The 19,199-nt window shown below is 74.5% G+C and carries 9 protein-coding genes; 1 reads left to right on the top strand and 8 read right to left on the bottom strand.

All coding sequences use genetic code 11. From position 1 onward, the window contains the following. Positions 1–56: 56 nt before the first annotated feature. The 3 genes from ACH4TP_RS28720 to ACH4TP_RS28710 all read right to left on the bottom strand — a co-directional run bounded on the left by ACH4TP_RS28720 (position 57) and on the right by ACH4TP_RS28710 (position 8,769). A complete protein-coding gene (locus ACH4TP_RS28720; RefSeq protein ID WP_398183518.1) occupies positions 57–272 on the bottom strand; it encodes an MbtH family protein in 216 nt (71 codons plus the stop codon). Then, positions 269–7,525: an amino acid adenylation domain-containing protein gene (locus ACH4TP_RS28715; RefSeq protein ID WP_398439498.1), complete on the bottom strand. Its 7,257-nt coding sequence runs from the start codon at positions 7,523–7,525 to the stop codon at positions 269–271. The genes ACH4TP_RS28720 and ACH4TP_RS28715 overlap by 4 nt, the downstream gene beginning before the upstream one ends. 173 nt (positions 7,526–7,698) lie before the next feature. Then, positions 7,699–8,769 carry an MFS transporter gene (locus ACH4TP_RS28710; protein WP_398439672.1) on the bottom strand — a complete coding sequence of 357 codons (1,071 nt, stop codon included), beginning with the start codon at positions 8,767–8,769 and terminating at the stop codon, positions 7,699–7,701. On the opposite strand from ACH4TP_RS28710, the gene ACH4TP_RS28705 reads away from it, so the two are divergent. Beyond that, positions 8,669–8,962 (top strand): hypothetical protein, encoded by a 294-nt coding sequence (locus ACH4TP_RS28705; RefSeq protein WP_398439685.1) that lies wholly within the window; start codon positions 8,669–8,671, stop codon positions 8,960–8,962. The genes ACH4TP_RS28710 and ACH4TP_RS28705 overlap by 101 nt on opposite strands. Before the next feature lie 114 nt (positions 8,963–9,076). Here the strand turns inward: ACH4TP_RS28705 and ACH4TP_RS28700 are convergent, their stop codons facing one another. The 5 genes from ACH4TP_RS28700 to ACH4TP_RS28680 all read right to left on the bottom strand — a co-directional run. Next, positions 9,077–14,557 (bottom strand): condensation domain-containing protein, encoded by a 5,481-nt coding sequence (locus ACH4TP_RS28700; protein WP_398439497.1) that lies wholly within the window; start codon positions 14,555–14,557, stop codon positions 9,077–9,079. Positions 14,558–14,616: 59 nt separating this feature from the next. Continuing rightward, a complete protein-coding gene (locus tag ACH4TP_RS28695) occupies positions 14,617–16,491 on the bottom strand; it encodes an amino acid adenylation domain-containing protein (RefSeq protein WP_398439496.1) in 1,875 nt (624 codons plus the stop codon). An 8-nt stretch (positions 16,492–16,499) separates the two neighbouring features. Continuing rightward, positions 16,500–17,534 carry a TauD/TfdA family dioxygenase gene (locus ACH4TP_RS28690; RefSeq protein WP_389235937.1) on the bottom strand — a complete coding sequence of 345 codons (1,035 nt, stop codon included), beginning with the start codon at positions 17,532–17,534 and terminating at the stop codon, positions 16,500–16,502. A 65-nt stretch (positions 17,535–17,599) separates the two neighbouring features. Next, complete coding sequence (locus ACH4TP_RS28685) at positions 17,600–18,385, bottom strand: thioesterase II family protein (RefSeq protein WP_398439495.1); 786 nt, start codon at positions 18,383–18,385, stop codon at positions 17,600–17,602. Positions 18,386–18,473: 88 nt separating this feature from the next. Next, positions 18,474–19,199, bottom strand: a 726-nt coding sequence (locus tag ACH4TP_RS28680; protein WP_398439494.1) for a phosphopantetheine-binding protein, incomplete at its 5' end; no start/stop codon positions are given.

The following is a 19,199-nucleotide window of genomic DNA, read 5'->3' as shown; positions in this document are numbered from 1 at the left end:
AAAAAGCGCCGTGCCCCGCATGGAACGCGGGGCACGGCGCCGGCGGGCCGGGCGGGTCAGGCGTACTGGGCGACGAGGCTGCGCGGGCGGATGTCGGTCCAGTTGGCGGTGATGTACTCCAGGGCTTCCTCGCGGTTTCCGGCACCCCAGACGCTGGTCCAGCCGGCCGGGACGTCCGCGAAGGCGGGCCACAGGGAGTGCTGGCCCTCGTCGTTCACGACGACGTGGAAGGTGCCCTCGGCGTTGTCGAACGGGTTGACGGACTCGCTCATGACTGGCTCCTCGTTTCTTCCTTCTGGAGCGCGGAGAGTTTCTCCGCGACAATTCTTCCGATTGTTTCGAGAGGTTCCGGTTCGGTCATCTGGAGGTGGCCGCATTCGACCGTGTGATTGTCGATGACACCTTCGGTGAAGGGAATCCAGGTGGCGGCGAGAGCACCTTCCCGCTCCCCCGGCCGGCGGGCGGTGAAGAACACCGTGTCGGTGTCGGCGACGCCCGGCACGTGCCGCGCCATGAGGGCGGCGTGGGTCTCGGAGGCGCGGAGCACGGCCTGGAGCTCCGCGTCGGAGAACCCGGCGAGGACGGGGTCCTCGCGGCGGATCTCCGCCATCGCGGCGGCGAGGTCCCGCGCCTTCCCGGCCCTCGCCTCGGGCGGGAGCACGGAGACGCTTCCGGGCCCGGTCTGGTGGACGTCCATCAGCGCGAGCAGTTCGACCCGCTCGCCGGCCTCGCGGAGCCGTACCGCCATGGTGTGGGCGACGATGCCGCCGTACGACCAGCCGAGCAGCCGGTAGGGACCCCAGGGCTGGATCCGCCGGACCTGCTCCAGGTAGTCGTCGGCCATCGCCTCGACGCTGCGCGGCCGATGGCCGGGTTCGCTCAGCGCGCGGGCCTGGAGCGCGTACAGCGGCTGGTCGTCGCCCAGGTGGCGGGCGAGGCCGGCGTAGGACCAGCCGACGCCGGTGCCGGGGTGGACGCAGAACAGCGGGCGGCGGGTGCCGCGGGTGCTGAGCGGGAGCAGGACGCCCAGGGCGGCGGCCGTGCCGTCGTCCTCCGGCGAGCCGAGCAGTCCGGCGGGGGTGGGCAGGCGGAACAGGTCGCGGACGGTGCGTTCGATGCCGAGGACGCCGCGGACGCGGTTGACCAGGCGGACGCCGAGCAGCGAGTGGCCGCCCAGGGCGAAGAAGTTGTCGTCGATGCCGACCCGGGGCACGTCGAGGATCTCCGCGAACAGCGCGCACAGCACTTCCTCGCGGGCGTTGCGGGGCTGCCGCCCGCCCTCGGCGGAAGCGGGACGGTGCGGGGCGGGGAGCGCCGCGCGGTCGGGTTTGCCGTTGACGGTGAGCGGCAGGGCGTCGAGGACGACGACGGCGGAGGGCACGAGGTGCTCGGGGAGCGCGGCGCGCGCCCCGGCGAGCAGTTCGGCCTCGGTGACCGCCGCCTCCGCGCGGGGGACGACGTAGCCGACGAGGCTCTTCTCCCCGGGCCGGTCCTCGCGGACCACGACGAGCGCCTGGCCGACCGAGGGGTGTGCGGCGAGGGCGCGTTCGACCTCGCCGGGTTCGATCCGTACGCCGCGCAGCTTGATCTGGCCGTCCGCCCTGCCCAGGAAGCGGAGTTCGCCGGCGGGGGTCCACAGCACGCGGTCGCCCGTGCGGTACATGCGGCTGCCGTCGCCCTCGAACGGGTCGGGGACGAAGCGCTCGGCGGTCAGTCCGGCCCGGCCGACGTAGCCGCGGGCCACGTGCGCGCCGGCGATGTACAGCTCGCCGGGGACGCCCGGCGGGACGGGCCGCAGGGCGTCGTCGAGGACGTGGCTGCGGGTGTTGTCCATGGGCCGGCCGAGGTGGAGTCCGGTGCCGCGCAGAGTGCGTTCGCCGGTGCCGAACCACTGGTTGTGGGAGGCGAAGGTGGTCTCGGTGGGGCCGTACGAGTGGACCAGGACGGTGTCCGGGCAGTGGCTGAGGACCCGCTGGACGGCGGCCGGGTTGGCGACGTCTCCGCCGGTCCACACCTCGCGCAGCGACCGCAGGGTGTCCAGGCCCTCGTCGGCCATGACGTGGAAGAGGCCGACGGTGAAGTAGGCGGTGGTGACGCCGTGTTCGCGGACGGCGCGGGCGGTCTCCGCCAGGTCCGTGCCGTCGCCGTGCATGAGGACGAGGCTGCCGCCGTTCAGGAGCGGCACCCAGATCTCGAAGACGGAGGCGTCGAACCCGGTGGCGGAGTGGACCAGCATCCGGCGCGGTCCCCCGGTGCGGAGGTCGCGGTCCCCGGCGAGCTCCGCGACGTTGCGGTGGGTGACGCCGACGCCCTTCGGCCGGCCCGTCGACCCGGAGGTGAACATCACGTACATCAGGTCGTCCCCGGCGGCGGGTGCGTCCTCGGTGAGGGGATCCCGGGCGTCGGACGCGTCCTCGGCGAGGGACTTCCCGGCGTCGGACGCGTCCTCGGCGAGGGGCTCCCCGGCGTCGGACGCGTCCTCGGCGAGGGGCTCCCCGGCGTCGGACGCGTCCACGAGCAGGAGCGTCGGGGCGGCCGCGGCGGAGGCGTGGTCCTCGTCCGTCGCCACCAGCCGGACCCCTGCGTCCTCCAGCATCAGCCGGATCCTCGCCTCGGGGAGCCGCGGGTCCAGCGGCAGGTAGGCGGCGCCGCGCTTGAGGACCGCGAGGGCCGTCACCACCAGGGGCACACCGCGTTCGAGGAGGACGCCGACGGTGTCGCCGCGGCGCACGCCGGCGGCCCGGAGGCGGGCGGCCAGCGCGTCGGCGCGGGCGTCGAGCGCCCCGTATCCGACGGTCTCCTCGTCGGTGATCAGCGCGGGCGCGCCGGGGGCGAGGGCGGCCCGGCGGGCGATCAGCGCGTGGATCGTCTCCGGGCCGTCGGGGGCCGCGGTGGCGGTGTCGTTGTACTCGTCGACCAGTCGGAACCGGTCGGCGGCGGTGAACAGGTCGACGTCCCCGATCCGTACGCCGGGGTCGGCCGCCGCCGCCCGCAGGGTCTGCTCCAGGTGCGCGGCGAGCAGCGCGGCGGTGGGCGCGTCGAACAGGTCCGTGGCGTACTCCAGGCCGCCGGCCAGTCCGGCGGGCCGGCCGTCCTCGTCCCGTCGCTCGTCCAGGGCGAAGGTCAGGTCGAACTTGGTGGAGACGGTGTCGAGGAGGGGTTCGCCCGCCGCACGGAAGAGGCTCTTCGCTGCGGCGGCGGGCGCGCCGCCCGTGTAGTCGTGGTGGAGCTGGACGACGATCTGGGCCAGCGGGTGGTGGGCGGTGGTGCGGACGGGGTTGAGGTGCTCGACGACCCGGTCGAAGGGGAGTTCCTGGTGCCCGTACGCGGCGAGGTCGGTGCGGCGGACCCGGTCGAGGAGTTCGGCGAAGGTGGGGTCGCCGGAGGTGTCGGTGCGCAGCACCAGGGTGTTGACGAAGAAGCCGACCAGGTCGCCGAGCGTCTCGTCGTCGCGTCCCGCGGTCATGGTGGCGAGGGGGAGGTCGGTGCCCGCGCCGTGCCGGGTGAGGACGGCGGCCAGGGCCGCCTGGAGGACCATGAACAGGGTGGCGCCACTGCGCCGGGCCAGGGTTTCGAGGGTCTGGTGGGTGGCGGCGTCGACGGTGACGGGGGCGCGTCCGCCGCGGTGGGTGGCCTCGGCGGGGCGGGGGCGGGCGGAGGGCAGTTCGAGCACGGCGGGGGCGCCCGCGAGGTTCTTCTCCCAGAACTCCAGGTGGGCTTCGGCGGCCGGGCCGTCGATCAGGTCGCGCTGCCAGAGGGTGTAGTCGGCGTACTGGACGGGCAGCGGCTCCCAGCCGGGGGCACGGCCCTCGGCGCGGGAGGCGTAGGCGGTGCCGAGGTCGGCGAGGAGGGGTCCGGTGGACCAGCCGTCGGCGGCGATGTGGTGGACGAGCAGGACGAGGACCTGTCCGCCGCCGTCGTCGGGGGTGACGAGGGCGGCCCGCAGGGGCGTCTCCTCGGCCAGGTCGAAGACGTGTCCGGCGGCCTCGGCGACGGCGTCCCGGAGCCGCTCGGCGGGCACGGACCGCACGTCGAGCGGGGGCCGGACGGCGGGCAGGACGTCCTGGTGGGGCTCGCCGTCGACGGTGCGGTAGCGGGTGCGGAGCACCTCGTGCCGGTCGGAGAGGTCGGTGAGGGCCTCGGCGAGCGCGTCCGCGTCGAGGGGCTCCACCGGGCGCAGGACGAGGGGGATGTTGTAGGAGGCGCTGGGGCCTTCGAGGGTGTCGATGAACCACAGCCTGCGCTGGGCGTACGAGAGGGGGACGCGTGCGGCCCGGTCAGCGCGCGGGACGGGGCGGGGGCGGCTCGGCTCCGGTGTCTCCCGGGTGGTGGCGTGCGCGGCGATGCGGCGGGCGAGGGCGTCGGGGGTGGGGGCGAGGAGCAGGTCGCGGACCTGGACGTCGACGCCGAGGCGGGCGCGGATCCGGTTGGCGAGGCGCACCCCGCTCATGGAGTGGCCGCCGATGGTGAAGAAGCCCTCGTGGGGGCCGACCTGGTCGAGGCCGAGGACCTCGGCGAACAGTTCCCGCAGGGTGTCGGTGTGCGGGGCGGGCGGCTCCGTGCCGGGAGGCACGGGCGTCTCGGCGGCGCGGGCGGCGGCGCGGGTCCGTCGTTCGTCCAGGGCGTGGCGGGTCGCGGGGTCGACGAGGGCGGTGTCCCGGATCCGGGCCCCGGGCTGCTCGGCGGCAGTGCGCAGGGCGCGCTCCAGGGCGGTGAGCAGGACGCGGGCGGTGTCCTCGTCGAGTACGTCGCGCGCGTACTCCAGGCCGACGCGGAGTCCGGCGGGTGCGTCGGCTCCGTCCCGGAGCTCCTCGAAGGCGGCGGTGAGGTCGAACTTGGTGGTGGCCGGTCCTTCGCCGGCGAAGCGGCCCTCGATGGCGCCGAGGTGGAAGGGGCCGCCGTCGGGGCCCGTGGTCCGCAGGGTCAGCATCACCTGGAAGAGCGGGTGGACACCGGGCGTGCGGGGCGGGTTGAGGTGCTCCACGAGGAGGTCGAAGGGGAGCCGCTGGTGGGCGAAGGCGGCGAGGTCGGTGTCCCGGACCCGGTGCAGCAGGTCGGTGAAGGCGGGGTCGCCCGAGGTGTCGGTGGGCAGCACCAGGGTGTTGACGAAGAAGCCGACGAGCTCGTCGAGGGCCTCGTCGTCGCGTCCGGCGACGGGGGTGCCGAGGACGGTGCGCTCACCGGCTCCGGCCGCCCGCAGGGCGAGCGCGAGCGCGGCCTGCACCACCATGAGCAGGCTGGCGTCGTGCTCCTCGGCGAGGCGGGCGAGCCGTGCGTGGACGGCGGGTTCGACGGCGGCGGTCACCAGGCCGCCGTCATGGGCGCGGACGGCGGGCCGGGGCCGGTCGAGGGGCAGGTCGGTCGCGGCCGGCAGTCCCTCCAGGGCGGCGCGCCAGTGCGCGAGGCCCTCGGCGGTGACGGAGCCGGGGTCGTCGGCGTCGCCGAGGAGGTCGTTCTGCCAGAGGGTGTAGTCGGCGTACTGGACGGGCAGCGGCTCCCAGCCGGGGGCACGGCCCTCGGCGCGGGAGGCGTAGGCGTGGGCGAGGTCGTTCATCAGCGGTGCGAGGGACCAGCCGTCACCCGCGACGTGGTGGAGCAGGACGGCGAGGGTGGCGGCGGGGCCGTCGACGGCACCGGGTCCTTCTTCGGCACCGGACCCTTCTTCAGCACCGGGCGCGCCGGATCCGCCCTCCGGCAGGAACAGGGCGACGCGCAGCGGCAGTTCGCGGGACAGGTCGAAGGTCTCGGCGGTGAACCGGGCGACCCGCTCGGCGCGTTCCTCCGCCGGGCACTCGACGGTGCGCAGCCGTACGGCTCCGGGGGCGAGGACGTGCTGGTACGGCTCGTCCTCGGGGGCGAGGAACACGGTGCGCAGCACCTCGTGCCGTTCGGCGACGTCGGCCACCGCGGCGGCGAGCACGGCCCGGTCGGGGACCGCCGCCAGGTCGAGGACGATCGGCATGTTGTAGGCGGCGGACGGTCCGTCGAGCTGGCCGACCAGCCACAGCCGGCGCTGGGCGTGGGAGAGCGGGACCCGGTCCTCGGCGGGCAGGGGCTCCTCGTCGACGACGGGCAGGAGCGGGTCGGCCGTGCGCAGCGCCTTGCGGTTGATCTTGCCGGAGCTGGTGCGGGGCAGGGCGACGACGATCGAGACGGCGGGCACGGCGGCGGCGGGCATGCGCGCGCGTACCCAGTCGCGCAGCTCCTCCGCGCCCGTGCCGCCCTCGGTGACCACGAAGGCGACGAGGCGCTTGACTCCGTCGCCGTCCTGCTGGGCGACGACGACGGCCTCCCGGACCTTCGGGTGGCCGGCGAGGACGGAGTCGACGGCGGCGGGGTCGATGCGCTGGCCGCCGATCTTCACCTCGTCGTCGAGGCGGCCGTGGTACAGGATCTGCCGGTCCTCGCCGATGGTGACGAGGTCGCCGGTGCGGTAGGCGCGTTCGCCGTCGAGCTCGGTGAAGCGGCGGGCGTTCAGTTCGGGCCGGTGGAGGTAGCCGCGGGTCAGGCCGCCGCCGAGCAGCCACAGTTCGCCGTCGACGACGGCGGCGCGGACGCCGGGCAGCGGCCGGCCGATGGGGATGGGTCCGGCGTCGTGGCGGCTGAGGTCGGCCATGGTGGCGACGACGGTGGTCTCGGTCGGCCCGTAGCCGTTGAGGAGACGGATCCGGTCCCCCACGAGGGACCGCCACTGGGCGACGCGCTCGGGCAGGGCGGCCTCGCCGTAGATCATGACGGTGCGCAGGCCGTCGGGGAGGCGCACGGATCCGGTGGTGAGGACGTAGACGAGCTCGTGCCAGTAGGCGGCGGGCAGGTCGAGGTAGGTGACGCCGTGCCGGGCACAGCCCGCGAGCAGTTCGGACACGTCGAGCATGTCGTCGGTGCGCAGGACGAGGGTGCCGCCGGCGCCCAGGGTCGTGAAGATCTCCTGGATGCTGGCGTCGAAGTGCAGCGGGCTGAACTGGAGGACGGCGTCGTCGGGCCCGATGCCGTAGGCCGGGGTCGCACCGGCGATGAAGTGGGCCAGGGAGTCGTGGGCGACGACCACGCCGTTGGGGGTGCCGGTGGAGCCGGAGGTGTAGATGACGTAGGCCGCGTCCTCTCCGGCGCCGGGACCGCCGAGCACGAGCTCGCCGTGCCGGGCGACCTCGGCGGGGGTCGGCGCCAGGTCTCCGCAGGCGTCCTTCAGGATCGCCTCGTTGCGGGCGTCGGGGGCCTGGACGTCGAGGGGCAGGTAGGCGGCGCCGGTGGTGAGGACGGCGAGCAGGCCGACGATGGCGTCGATGCCGCGGGGCCGGTGGAGCGCGACGAGCCGGCCGGGGCCCGCGCCCTGGGCGGTCAGCTCCCGGGCCCGGTCCCGTACGGCGGCGGCGAGCTCCGCGTAGGTCAGGCGGGCGTCCGCGTGGACCAGGGCCGGGGCGTCGGGGCGGGTACGCGTCTGATGGGCGATCAGGTCGAGCACGGGCGGCGCGGGGGCGGGAGAGGGTCCGCCGTCGAGCAGGTCTTCCGTTCTGCTGGGGGGCATCCTGAGTTCCTCCGGTAAAGGGCCGAGAGACCGGGGCGAACGGTTCCTCTCGCCTCCGTGCCCTTCACGCTAGGCGCGCGACGGCCGCCCGCTGGGCAGTCGGCCCGGCAGCTCGGATCGGCAGAAGCCGCCTGCCCGGAGCTGCCGGTGGCGGGCCGGTTTCCCCCGGTCGGCTACGAGGCCTGGGGCCACCGGAACCTTCCCGCCCGGTGGGCCCGGACGACCGGCACCGTCAGGACGGCCGCCACGCCGCCCAGCACCATGACCGTCGAGGGAGAGGAGTGGTCGAGGACGGCCCCTCCGACCAGGGCCCCGAGGGAGATGGTGGCCTGGAAGGAGGCGGTGAAGAGGACGGAGGACGCCTCGGGGGCGTCGGGCGAGGCCTTGGCGAACCAGGTCTGCGAACAGGCCGGCACGGCTCCGTAGGCGACGCCCCAGACGATCAGCAGTGCCATTGCCCCCGGGTTCCACCGCCCGAGGACCGGAAGGAGCAGGGTCGCGCCGCCGATCATCGCGGCGGCCGCGGCGAAAGTGGCCCGCGGATAGCGCCCCACAGCTGATCCACCGAGAAAGTTGCCGGCGATTCCGGCTGCTCCGTAGACCAGCAGACAGACCGTGACGAGCCCCGGACCCGCATGGGTCACCTGCTCCAGGAAGGGGGTGACGTACGTGTACGTACCGAAGTGAGCGAGCACGACGAGGAAGGTCACCGCCAGGGCGAAGCGGGTATTGGCGCTCCGGAGCATGCCGCCGAGGACGTCGAGGCGCGTCGCCCGGTCGGAGGGGAGCGGCGGGACGACCAGGACCAGCAGGGCGAGGACGGCCAGCGTGAAGCCGCCCATGACCAGGAACGCCGTCCGCCAGCCGGCGATGTCGCCGATGAACGTGCCCAGCGGTACCCCGAGTACGGAGCCGAGCGGCACCGCCGAGAAGATCACCGAGGTCGCCCGGCCCACGGATCTCGCGGGCACCAGCCGGCCGGCGAGCCCGGCTCCGATGGACCAGAAGCCGCCGATGGTGACCCCCACCATGACGCGGGAGACCAGGACCAGCCAATAGCTCGGCGAGACGGCCGCCAGGAAATTGGCCAGCGCCAGCAGGAGGATGAACACGCCCAGCATGACCCGCCGGTCGATACGTCCCGTGGCCACCGTGACCAAGGGTGCCGAAACGGCGGCCAGGAATCCGGGCATGGTCATCATGAGACCGGCCATTCCGTCCGAGACGGTGAAACTCGATCCGATCGATGTCAGCAGGCCGATCGGAAGAATCTCGGTCGTGACGATCGAGAAGATCCCCAGCATCACCGAGATCACGGCCGACCAGGAGACGAAGGCCGGGCGATCCGGCGGTGCGGAAGCTCGGACGGAAGTGGTGGTTGCTGTGGACATGAGTCCCGTCCTGAATCGGCCGTCACATGCGGAGTGGGGCCTCTAGTCCAGCAGGGACGGACTCCGTCGTCTGGCAGGTTCCCGACACCGACGACCGGCTCCCCGACCGGCGCGGGTGACCGCGGGCTGCGGAGCCGCGCCGGCCGGTGTCCCCCGGGCCTCAGCGGGGGCGGCGGGCTCCCGCTGCCGTGCGGCGGCGCAGGGTCGGAGTCGCGGCCGACGCGGGCGCGGGCGCACCCGCCTCGGACAGGCGGCGGGCGAGGGCCGCCGCCGTCGGGTTGCGGAAGACGTCCCGCAGCGTGAGGTCCTGGCCGAACTCGGTGCGGATGCGGTTGAGTAGCCTGACCGCGAGGAGGGAATGGCCGCCGGACTTGAAGAAGTTGTCGTCGCGGCTGATGGGGCGGCCGCCGAGGACGTCCCGGAAGACGGCGAGGAGCCGGGCCTCTCGGGCGTCCGGGGGCGGGGTCTTCCGCTCGGGGGCGGCGTCGGCGCGGGTGCCGGGGGCGGGGAGTGCGGGCACGATGACGACGCGGGCGGGGGTCAGGTACTCGGGGAGTCGTTCGGCGGCCCAGCCGCGGAGGGTCGGCTCGTCGGTGTCGCCGGTGACGTACGCGTACAGCCGGTCGTCGCGGACGGCCACGGCCGCTCCCGTCACGGCCGGGTGACGGGTGAGCACGTCCTCGATGTGACCGGGCTCCACCGGGTAGCCGGCCACGGTGAGCGTGGCCACCGGCCGCAGCCGTCCGTCGGCGTCGGCGAACGCCCGCCGGCCGGTGGAGCGCAGGCCGCCGCCCGGGGTCCGTTCGTGGACCTCGCCGGGCACCCGTACCGGGGCGGGGCGTCCCCGCTCGTCCAGGACGGCGTCCGGGCCGGCGGGGGCCGCCGGGCCGTACGGCGTCGCGGAGAGCGCGGTGCCGGGGTCGGCGGCCAGGGCGTCCAGCGTCTCGGTCAGGCGCCGGGCCAGGAGCGCGGCGGTCTCCGCGTCGTAGAGCGCGGTCGCGTACTCCAGGGCGCCGCGCAGGCCGGCCGGACCGCCGTCCGCGTCGACGAGTTCGGTGAGGGCGAAGGTGAGGTCGGACTTGGCGCCGACCGCGCTGAAGGCGACCGGTTCGCCGTCGAGGACGGACGGGGTCCCGGTGCCGGTGGTCGCCGCGTGGACCTGGAGCATCACCTGGACGAGCGGGGCGTGGGCGGCGGAGCGGTGCGGGCTGAGGTGTTCGACGAGCCGGTCGAAGGGGAGGTCCTGGTAACTGTAGGCGGCGAGGCCGGACTCGCGGACCCGGCGCACCAGTTCGGTGAAGTCGGGGTCGCCGGAGGTGTCGGTGCGCAGGACCAGCGTGTTGACGAAGAAGCCGACGAGCGAGTGGAGGGCGTCGTCCGCGCGGCCGGCGACGGTGGTGCCGATCGCGAGGTCGGTGCCCGCGCCGTGCCGGGTGAGGAGGGCCGCGAGGGCGGCCTGCACGACCATGAAGAGGGTGGCGCCGTTGCTCCGGGCGACGCGCAGCAGGGCCCGGTGGGTGGCGGCGCTCACCTCGAAGGCGGTGAGGGCGCCGGCGCCGTCGGTCTCGGCGGGGCGCGGCCTGTCGGTGGGCAGGGCAAGGAGCGGCGGCAGCCCGTCGAGGGCCTCGCGCCAGTGGGCCAGCTGCTCGCCCGCGACGCCGTGTTCGCCGTCGAGGAGCTCGTGCTGCCAGAGGGTGTAGTCGGTGTACTGGACGGGAAGCGGCTCCCAGTCGGGCGCCCGGCCCTCCGCGCGGGCCCGGTAGGCGGTGTCCAGGTCGGCGAGCAGGCAGTTCGTCGACCAGCCGTCGCCCGCGATGTGGTGGACGAGGAGCACCAGGATCTGGCCGCCGTCGCCGTCCGTCACGAGCGAGGCCCGGAAGGGGATCTCGGCGGCCAGGTCGAAGACGTGTCCGGCGGCCGCGTCGACGGCCGCGCGCAGTGCGTCCGGGCCGTCGGCCCCGATCTCCTGGAGCACGGGCGTCTCGTCGGCGAGCACCTGCTGGTACGGCTCGCCGTCCGCCGTCCGGTAGACGGTGCGCAGCACCTCGTGCCGGTCGGCGACGTCCGCGAGGGCGGCGGCGAGCGTGGCCGGGTCGACGGGGCGGTGCAGCCGGGTCACCACGGGAATGTTGTAGGTGGCGCTGGGGCCTTCGAGCCGGCCCAGGAACCAGAGGCGGAGCTGAGCGGCCGACAGCGGGACGCGTGCGGGCCGCAGCGCGTCGGGGACGGGCCGCAGCGGGGGGCGGGCCGGGCCGTCGCCCCGCTCGTCGAGGCGGCGGAGGAGCTGCCGGGGGGTCGGGGCGAGGAAGACGTCGCGGATCGCGGCCTGGAGGCCGAGGGCGCCCCGGATGCGGTTGGTGAGCTTGCCGGCGAGCAGGGAGTGCCCGCCGAGCTTGAAGAAGTTGTCGCCGGAGCGTACGCCGTCCCGGTCCAGGATCTCCGCGAACAGGCCGTTCAGGATCTCCTCGCGGGGGTCCGCCGCGGAGGACGTCCCCGTCCCCCGGCCGTCGCGGGACGTGGCCTGCTTCTCCTGGGCCAGGGCGCGTGCGAGGGCGTCGTGCCGGCGGTCGAGCCCCCGGCGCTCCTCGACGGTGAGCAGGTCGACCTCGCTCAGCGGCGTGTCGCCGGACCGCTCGGCGAGGACCGTCAGGGCGCGCTGGAACAGGGCGAGCAGGATCCGCGCGGTGTCCTCGTCGTACAGGTCGGTCGCGTAGTGCAGCCCGAGCAGCACTCCCCCGGGCTCGCCGCCGGTGTCGTGGGTCTCGGCGCAGTGGAAGGCGAGGTCGAACTTGGCTCCGGCGAGGTCGGCTCCGTCCGCCGTGCCGGTGATGCCGCCGAGGCTGACGGACGTGTCCCGCGCGGTCTGCGCGCTGACCATCACCTGGAAGAAGGGGTGACGGCCGAGGGAGCGTTCGGGGTTGAGGTCCTCGACCAGGAGGTCGAAGGGCAGGTCCTCGTGGGCGAAGGCCGCCAGGTCCCCGTCCCGTACGCGCCGCACCAGTTCGGCGAGGGTGGGGTCGCCCGACAGGTCGGTGCGCAGGGCCAGGGTGTTCACGAAGAACCCGGCGAGGTCGTGCAGGTCCTCCTCGGGCCGGCCCGCGACCGCCGTGCCCACGACGACGTCCTCGCCCGCGCCCGCCGCCCGCAGGGCGAGGGAGAGCGCGGCCCGGACGACCATGAAGAACGTGGCCCGGCCGCGGCGGGCGACGCCGGCGAGTGCCTTGTGGGCCAGGGCGTCCAGCTCGGCCGTGACCACCGCGCCCCGGTGTCTGGGCTCGGTGGGCCGGGGCCGGTCGGCGGGCAGCCGCGTCTCGGCGGGGATGCCGTCCAGGGCCTTGCGCCAGTAGACCAACTGGTCCTCGCGGATGCCGTGTTCGCCGTCGAGAAGCTCGCGCTGCCAGAGGGCGTAGTCGGCGTACTGGACGGGCAGCGGCTCCCAGTCGGGCGCCCGGCCCTCGGCGCGGGCCCGGTAGGCGGTGTCCAGGTCGGCGAGCAGGGAGCCCACCGACCAGCCGTCCGTGGCGATGTGGTGCACCGACAGGACGAGAACCGCCGCACCGTCGTCGGGGACCGTGAACAGCCTTACCCGTACGGGTAGTTCGCGCGTCACATCCAGCGGGATCCCGGCGAACTCGGTCGCCCGTGCCCGCGCTTCCTCGCGCGTGGCGCACTCCTCGACCTCGACCCGCGGCTCCGGAGCCTCCAGGACCCGCTGGTACGGCTCCCCGTCCCGTACCGGATACATCGTCCGCAGCACCTCGTGACGGAGCGTCACATCCCGTACGGCCGACTCCAGGAGGGCCGTGTCGGGCCGTGCGTCGAGCTGGAGCACCATGGGCGCGTTGTAGGCCGAGGAGGAGCCCTCGAGCCGGTTCAGGAACCACAGTCGGCGCTGGGCGTACGAGAGGGGTACGGGGTCGGGGCGGTGCTCGTCCGGCACCGGGCGGAGGGCCGGGCGGCGGGGGCCGTCGCCCCGCCCGCCGAGGCGGCGGAGGAGCTGCCGGGGGGTCGGGGCGAGGAAGACGTCGCGGATCGCGGCCTGGAGGCCGAGGGCGCCCCGGATGCGGTTGGTGAGCTTGCCGGCGAGCAGGGAGTGCCCGCCGAGCTTGAAGAAGTTGTCGCCGGAGCGTACGCCGTCCCGGTCCAGGATCTCCGCGAACAGGCCGCTCAGGATCTCCTCGCGGGGGTCCACGGCGGAGCGGGAACCGGCCCGCTCCCGCGTCCGCTCCCGCCGGTGCGCGGTGCGGGTCCGGGCCGCCTCGGCGAGGGCCCGGTGGCGGCGGTCGAGGCCGTCGCGCTCGTCGTCCGCGAGGAGCGGGATCCGGCTGAGAGGGGTGCTGTCCGGTTGTTCGGCGAGGGCGGTCAGGGCCCGCCGGAACAGGGCGAGGAGGAGCCGTGCGGTGTCCTCGTCGTACAGGTCGGTCGCGTACTGCAGCCCGAGGAGCACCCCGCCGGGCTCGCCGCCGGTGTCGTGGGTCTCGGCGCAGTGGAAGCTCAGGTCGAACTTGGCGGCGGCGAGGTCGGCTTCGTCGAGGACGGCGGGGAGGGTCCCGAGACGGACGGTCTCGTCCTGCTGCCGGGTCTGCGCGCTCAGCATGACCTGGAAGAACGGGTGGCGGCCGAGGGAGCGTTCGGGGTTGAGGTCCTCGACCAGGAGGTCGAAGGGCAGGTCCTCGTGGGCGAACGCGGCCAGGTCCGTCTCCCGGACGCGGTCCACGAGCGCGCCGAGGCCGGGGTCCCCGCCGAGGTCGGTGCGCAGGGCCAGGGTGTTCACGAAGAACCCGACGAGGTCGTGCAGGTCCTCCTCGGGCCGGCCCGCCACCGGTGTGCCGATCACGATGTCCTCGCCCGCGCCGGCCGCCCGCAGGGCGAGTGCCAGGGCGGCGCGGGCCACCATGAAGAACGTGCCGCGCCGGGCGCGCGCGACGGCGGCGAGGGCCCGGTGGGTTCCGGCGTCGAGCTCCGCCGTGACCACCGCGCCCCGGTGGCCGGGCTCGGTGGGCCGGGGCCGGTCGGCGGGCAGCCGCGTCTCGGCGGGGATCCCGTCCAGGGCCTTGCGCCAGTGGGCGAGCTGCTCGTGCGCGGTGCTGTCGGGGTCCTCGGGGTCGCCGAGCATGTCCCGCTGCCACAGCGCGTAGTCCGCGTACTGGACGGGAAGCGGCTCCCAGCCGGGGGCGCGGCCCTCGGCGCGGGCCCGGTAGGCGGTGTCGAGGTCGGCGAGCAGGCAGCCCACCGACCAGCCGTCCGTGGCGATGTGGTGCACGAGGAGCACCAGGACGGCCGTCCCGTCCGCCACCTCGAACAACCGGACCTGGAGGGGGAGTTCGCGCGTGATGTCCACGGGGAGCCGGGCGAAGTCCGTCGTCCGGGCCTCCACGTCCCCGCCCGTCGCGCACTCCTCCACCTCGAAGCGCACGTCGGCGTCGTCGAGGATCCGCTGGTACGGCTCCTCGTCCCGGGCCGGGTACACGGTACGGAGCACCTCGTGGCGCTCCACCACGTCCCGTACCGCCGCTTCCAGCGCCACCGGGTCGGGCATCGATCCCAGCCGGAGCACCACGGGCGCGTTGTAGGCCGAGGAGGGACCCTCGAGCCGGTTCAGGAACCACAGGCGGCGCTGGGCGTAGGACAGGGGGATCACGGTTGCTGCTCCTCGGGAGTGGCGGGGGCGGGCGGGTGGGGCGGCGACGGGGACCGTGGTCAGGCATCCCGTGCGGCCAGCAGCTCCTCGATGTGGGCGGCGAGGTCGCGCAGGCGCGGGTGGGCGTACACGGCCTTGACCGGGAGGGCCACGGACAGCTCGGCCCGCACGCGGGAGACGAGCTTGATGGCGAGCAGGGAGTGGCCGCCGAGCTTGAAGAAGTTGTCGTCCGGGCCGATCGACGCGGCGCCGAGGACCTGGGTCCACACGCGGGCGATCAGTTCCTCCGCGCGGCCGTTCAGCCCCTCGGTGCCGGCTTCCGGGGACTCCGCGTCCGCCGCCGGGGTTTCGAGCCGGGTGGGCAGCGCGGACCGGTCGAGCTTGCCGCTGGGCGTCGTGGCGAACCGGTCCACCGCCACGTACGCGCTCGGCACCATGTAGGCGGGCAGGCTCTCCGACAGCGCGGCGCGCAGGGCGGTGGCGTCCCCGCCGCGGTGGTAGGCGATCAGGCAGGCGGTGCCGCCCGCGTCCTCGCCGAGGACCACGGCGGCCTCGGCGACGCCGTCCACCCGGGTGAGGGCGGCCTCGACCTCCGGGAGTTCGATGCGGTGGCCGCGCAGCTTGACCTGGCCGTCGGCGCGGCCGAGGTAGACGAGCCGGCCGTCGGGCAGGAGGCGGCAGCGGTCGCCGGTGCGGTACATGCGCCCGCCGGAGGCGCCGTCGTCCTCGGCGATGTCGGCGACGAAGCGTTCCGCCGTCAGTCCGGGGCGGCGGCGGTAGCCGCGGCCCACGCGCGGGCCCGCGAGGTACAGCTCGCCGGACTCGCCCGGCCCGACCGGCGCGAGCTTCTCGTCGAGCAGGCGCATCCGCAGCCCCGGCAGCACGGCGCCGATGTGCGGCTCCCCCGGCGCGTCGATCCGGCCGGCGGTGGCGTCGACGGTGCACTCGGTCGGACCGTACACGTTGAACGCGCGCAGCAGGCCGCTCCGGCGGGCGGCCGCGAACCGGTCCCACAGCGCCGGGCTGATCGCCTCGCCGCCGACGAGGAGGGTCAGCGGGCGCGGGCCGCCGTCCTCGGTGAGCAGGTCGAGGAGCGGATCGGCGTGCGAGGGGGTGATGTCCAGGTCGGTGAGGGCGTGCTCGTCGACGAAGGCGGCGAGCAGCGACGGGTCGCGGCGGGTCTCCTCGTCGATCATGACGAGGGTGTCGCCCCGGCAGAGCCGGGTCCACTGCTGTACGGAGGCGTCGAACGACGGCGAGGCGTTCCAGCCGACCCGGCGGCCCTCGCCGGTGGCGGCGCCCGCCTCCTCCAGCTCCTTCAGCAGCAGGGAGGCGGCGGCGCGGCCGATCTCCACGCCCTTGGGCCGGCCGGTGGAACCGGAGGTGTAGATGACGTACGCGAGCGTGTCCCCGGTGACCGGGACCGGCGTGTACGCGGCCGGGGCCGGGTCGCCGCCCGGGGCGACCGTCAGCTCGGCGACGGTCACGGTCACGGCGTGGGCGCCGGGGGCCGGGGAGCCCTCCGTACCGTCCGCGCCGTCCACGACCACCAGGTCGGCTCCGGAGTCCTCGACGAGGTAGCGGCGGCGGTCGGCGGGCAGCGCCGGGTCGACCGGCAGGTAGGCGGCGCCGGCGGTGAGGGTGCCGATGATCGCGGTGACCAGGGCGGCGCCCCGGGGCAGGCAGAGCGCCACGACGCTCTCCGGGCCGACGCCGAGGGCGCCGAGCCGGGCGGCGAACGCACCGGCCCCGGCCCGCAGCTCGTCGAAGGTGAGGAGGTCGTCGCCCGCGACGACGGCGATGCGGCCGCCGGGGGCGGTCGCGAGCCGGGCGAGGAGGTCTGCCGCGCCGGTACCGGCGGCGGCGTGGGTCTCGGTGGCGGAGGCGGCCGGGGCCGGGGCGGTGGTGGAGCGCTCGGGGAGGACGGCGGTCATGGCGGGGCTCACCTTCCGTACAGGGTGGTGGAGGGGGCGGTGGTCGGGGAGCAGTCGGACAGCCGTACCGGCTCGCCCATGGCGACGACGATCTTCCGGTCGCCGGTGTACGACTCCCGGCCGTGCGCGCAGAGGATGTTGTCGACGAGCATCAGGTCGCCGGTACGCCAGCTCTCCCGCAGGGTGACCGCCTGGTAGACCTCGTTGATGGCGTCCACCTCGGCGTCGGTGAGGGCGGTGCCGTCGCCCACGCGGGTGTCGAAGGGCAGGCCGTCCTCGCCGAACGTCTCGGTGAGGACCTCGCGGACGTCCTCGTCGAGGCTGCGGGCGTTCCAGAACGCGAAGTGGTTGAACCAGGACCGTTCGCCGGTCACCGGGTGCGTGATGATCGCGGAGCGGCGCTGGCGGGTGCGCAGCGTGTCCTCGTCGAGCCACTCGTAGCCGATCGCGTGGGCGTCGCAGTACTCCTCGGCGCCCGCGGGCTCCTCCGACGAGAAGGCCTTGCGCCAGGGCATGCCCGCCAGGTCGGAGTAGTTGCGCACGAGGAGCCAGCCGGCCTCGGCGAACCGGTCGACCAGGTCCTGCGGGAGCATCGCGAGGGCCTTGCGCATGTCGCCGACGGTGGTCGCGCCGCCGGTCTCGGGGGCGATGAGGCAGCCGAAGAGCAGCACGCCGGGGAAGTCGAGGGTGTAGCTGTTCTCGTTGTGCAGGCGGATCGCCTGGGCGGCCGGGAGGTCGGTGGAGGAGAAGACCCCTTCACCGAAGTCGCTGCGGGGGGTGGCCTTCTCCTTGTACCCGGCGCGCTGGGCGATCAGCGCGTCCCGCGCCTCGGCGAACGTCTCCGTGTCCGTCACCGGGAGACCGCGGAGCATGACGGCGCCGGAGCGGTGCAGTTCGGCCTGGATGGCGGGGAGCTGCGCGGAAAGCCAGGCGGTGGCCTCCGCCATCGTGTCGAAGGCGGGCGTCCGGACGAGGGCCGGCTTGCCGGGCTCCCGGACGACGTCGATGCCGGCGGCGACCGGGCTCTGGGCGTACGTGGTCATGACGGGTGCTCTCCTCGGATCAGGTGACAGGGGGCAAGGGGCAGGGACAGGGGCAGGGGTTTTGTTCAGGCGTTGCTGGGGGCGGAGGCGTACAAGGTCTCCAGGACCGGGTTCAGGCGGGCGAAGAAGCCGGGCAGGTCCTGCTGGAAGTAGAAGTGGTCACCGGTCAGCACCTGGGGCACGACCTCGTGCCCGGCCACCAGGGACCAGCCGTCGAGCATGTCGACCGGGACGATCGGGTCGACGTCCCCGCCGAACACCGCGACCGGGCAGTCGAGCCGTACGGCCGGGGCGGTGCACCGGTAGGCGTCGTCGATGGCGAAGTCGGCGCGGATGGACGGCAGCACGATCTCGCGGAGCTCCTCGTCGTCGAGGATGCCGTCGTCCGTGCCGCCGCGCTCCTTGATCGCCGCGACCAGCTCGTCGTCGTCCAGCCGCTCCGGGTGCACCGGGCACTGGTTGGGCAGCACCGGCGCCCGGCAGGCGGAGGCGATCAGGCCCTGCGGCGTGCGGCCGACGGCCTGGAGGGCCCGGGTCACCTCGAAGGCCACCAGGGAGCCCATGCTGTGCCCGAGCACCACCAGGGCACCGGTGTCCGCCGGAAGGGCGTCCACCACGGGCAGCGCCAGATCGTCGACGGACTCCGGCAGGTCCTCGCTGAAGCGGGCACCCCGACCCGGGTACTGGCCGATGAGCAGCCGCACATCGGCCGGCAGGTGCTCGCGCCAGCCGCTGTACGCATGCGCGTTGCCCCCGGCGTGCGGCAGCACGAGCAGCGACAGGCGGTGCGGCAGGTCGCCGGGCAGGTCCCAGACGACGTCCTCGGGGGCGGGGGTCGAAGAGGCGTTCATGAGCTGATCCGTTCTGTCGCGGTCGTGGTGGAGACGATGGAGACGGTGGCGTCGTGTGCGTGTTCGTGTTCGTGTTCGTGTTCGTGGGCTAGCTGGTGCGGCGGCGGAGGGCGGGACGGGCCTTCCTCGTCGGCGCGGCCTTCAGGGACTCGATGTGCTCGGCGAGCCGGGCGGGAGTGGGGTGCTGGAAGACGTCGCGGATGGTGAGCCGGACGTCGAGAGCGGCGGCGATGTGGTTGGTGAGACGCGCTCCCAGGAGGGAGTGGCCGCCGTGGTGGAAGAAGTCGTCGTCGATGGTGAGGTCGGCGGTGGTGTCCAGGGTCCGGGCGAACAGGCCGACGAGGGTCTCCTCCAGCGGCGTGCGCGGGGCGCGACCGAGGGAGGCGACGGGCGCCGGTTCGGGCAGGGCGCGCTTGTCGACCTTCCCGTTGGGGGTCAGCGGCAGCCGGTCCAGGACCACGAGGTGGGTGGGGACGAGGTGCTCGGGGAGCCGGTCGACCACGTGCCGGCGGATCTCGTCGGAGTCCGTGTCCCCGTCGGCGACGACGTACGCGGCGAGCTGCTCGTGGTGGACGGTGACGACGGCCTGGGTGACGGCGGGGTGGGTCAGCAGCGCGGCCTCGGTCTCGCCGGGCTCGACACGGAAACCACGGATCTTGATCTGGTCGTCCGCCCGGCCGTCGTAGTGCAGCCGACCGTTCCGGTCGAAGTGCGCCAGGTCTCCCGTCCGATACAACCGACCACCAACCGCCGGACCGAAGGGGTTCGGTACGAACCGGGTGGAGGTCAGGTCCGACCGGCCGAGATAGCCGTG

This window comes from Streptomyces sp. NPDC021012 (genome assembly GCF_044333355.1).
Classification (GTDB): domain Bacteria; phylum Actinomycetota; class Actinomycetes; order Streptomycetales; family Streptomycetaceae; genus Streptomyces.
This window is presented reverse-complemented; position numbering and strand designations above follow the sequence as displayed.

Bases quoted from the DNA above. Each gene is read 5' to 3' on its own strand.
- ACH4TP_RS28720 (WP_398183518.1), bottom strand. From the start codon at position 272: ATGAGCGAGTCCGTCAACCCGTTCGACAACGCCGAGGGCACCTTCCAC.
- ACH4TP_RS28715 (WP_398439498.1), bottom strand. From the start codon at position 7,525: ATGCCCCCCAGCAGAACGGAAGACCTGCTCGACGGCGGACCCTCTCCC.
- ACH4TP_RS28695 (WP_398439496.1), bottom strand. From the start codon at position 16,491: ATGACCGCCGTCCTCCCCGAGCGCTCCACCACCGCCCCGGCCCCGGCC.
- ACH4TP_RS28690 (WP_389235937.1), bottom strand. From the start codon at position 17,534: ATGACCACGTACGCCCAGAGCCCGGTCGCCGCCGGCATCGACGTCGTC.
- ACH4TP_RS28685 (WP_398439495.1), bottom strand. From the start codon at position 18,385: ATGAACGCCTCTTCGACCCCCGCCCCCGAGGACGTCGTCTGGGACCTG.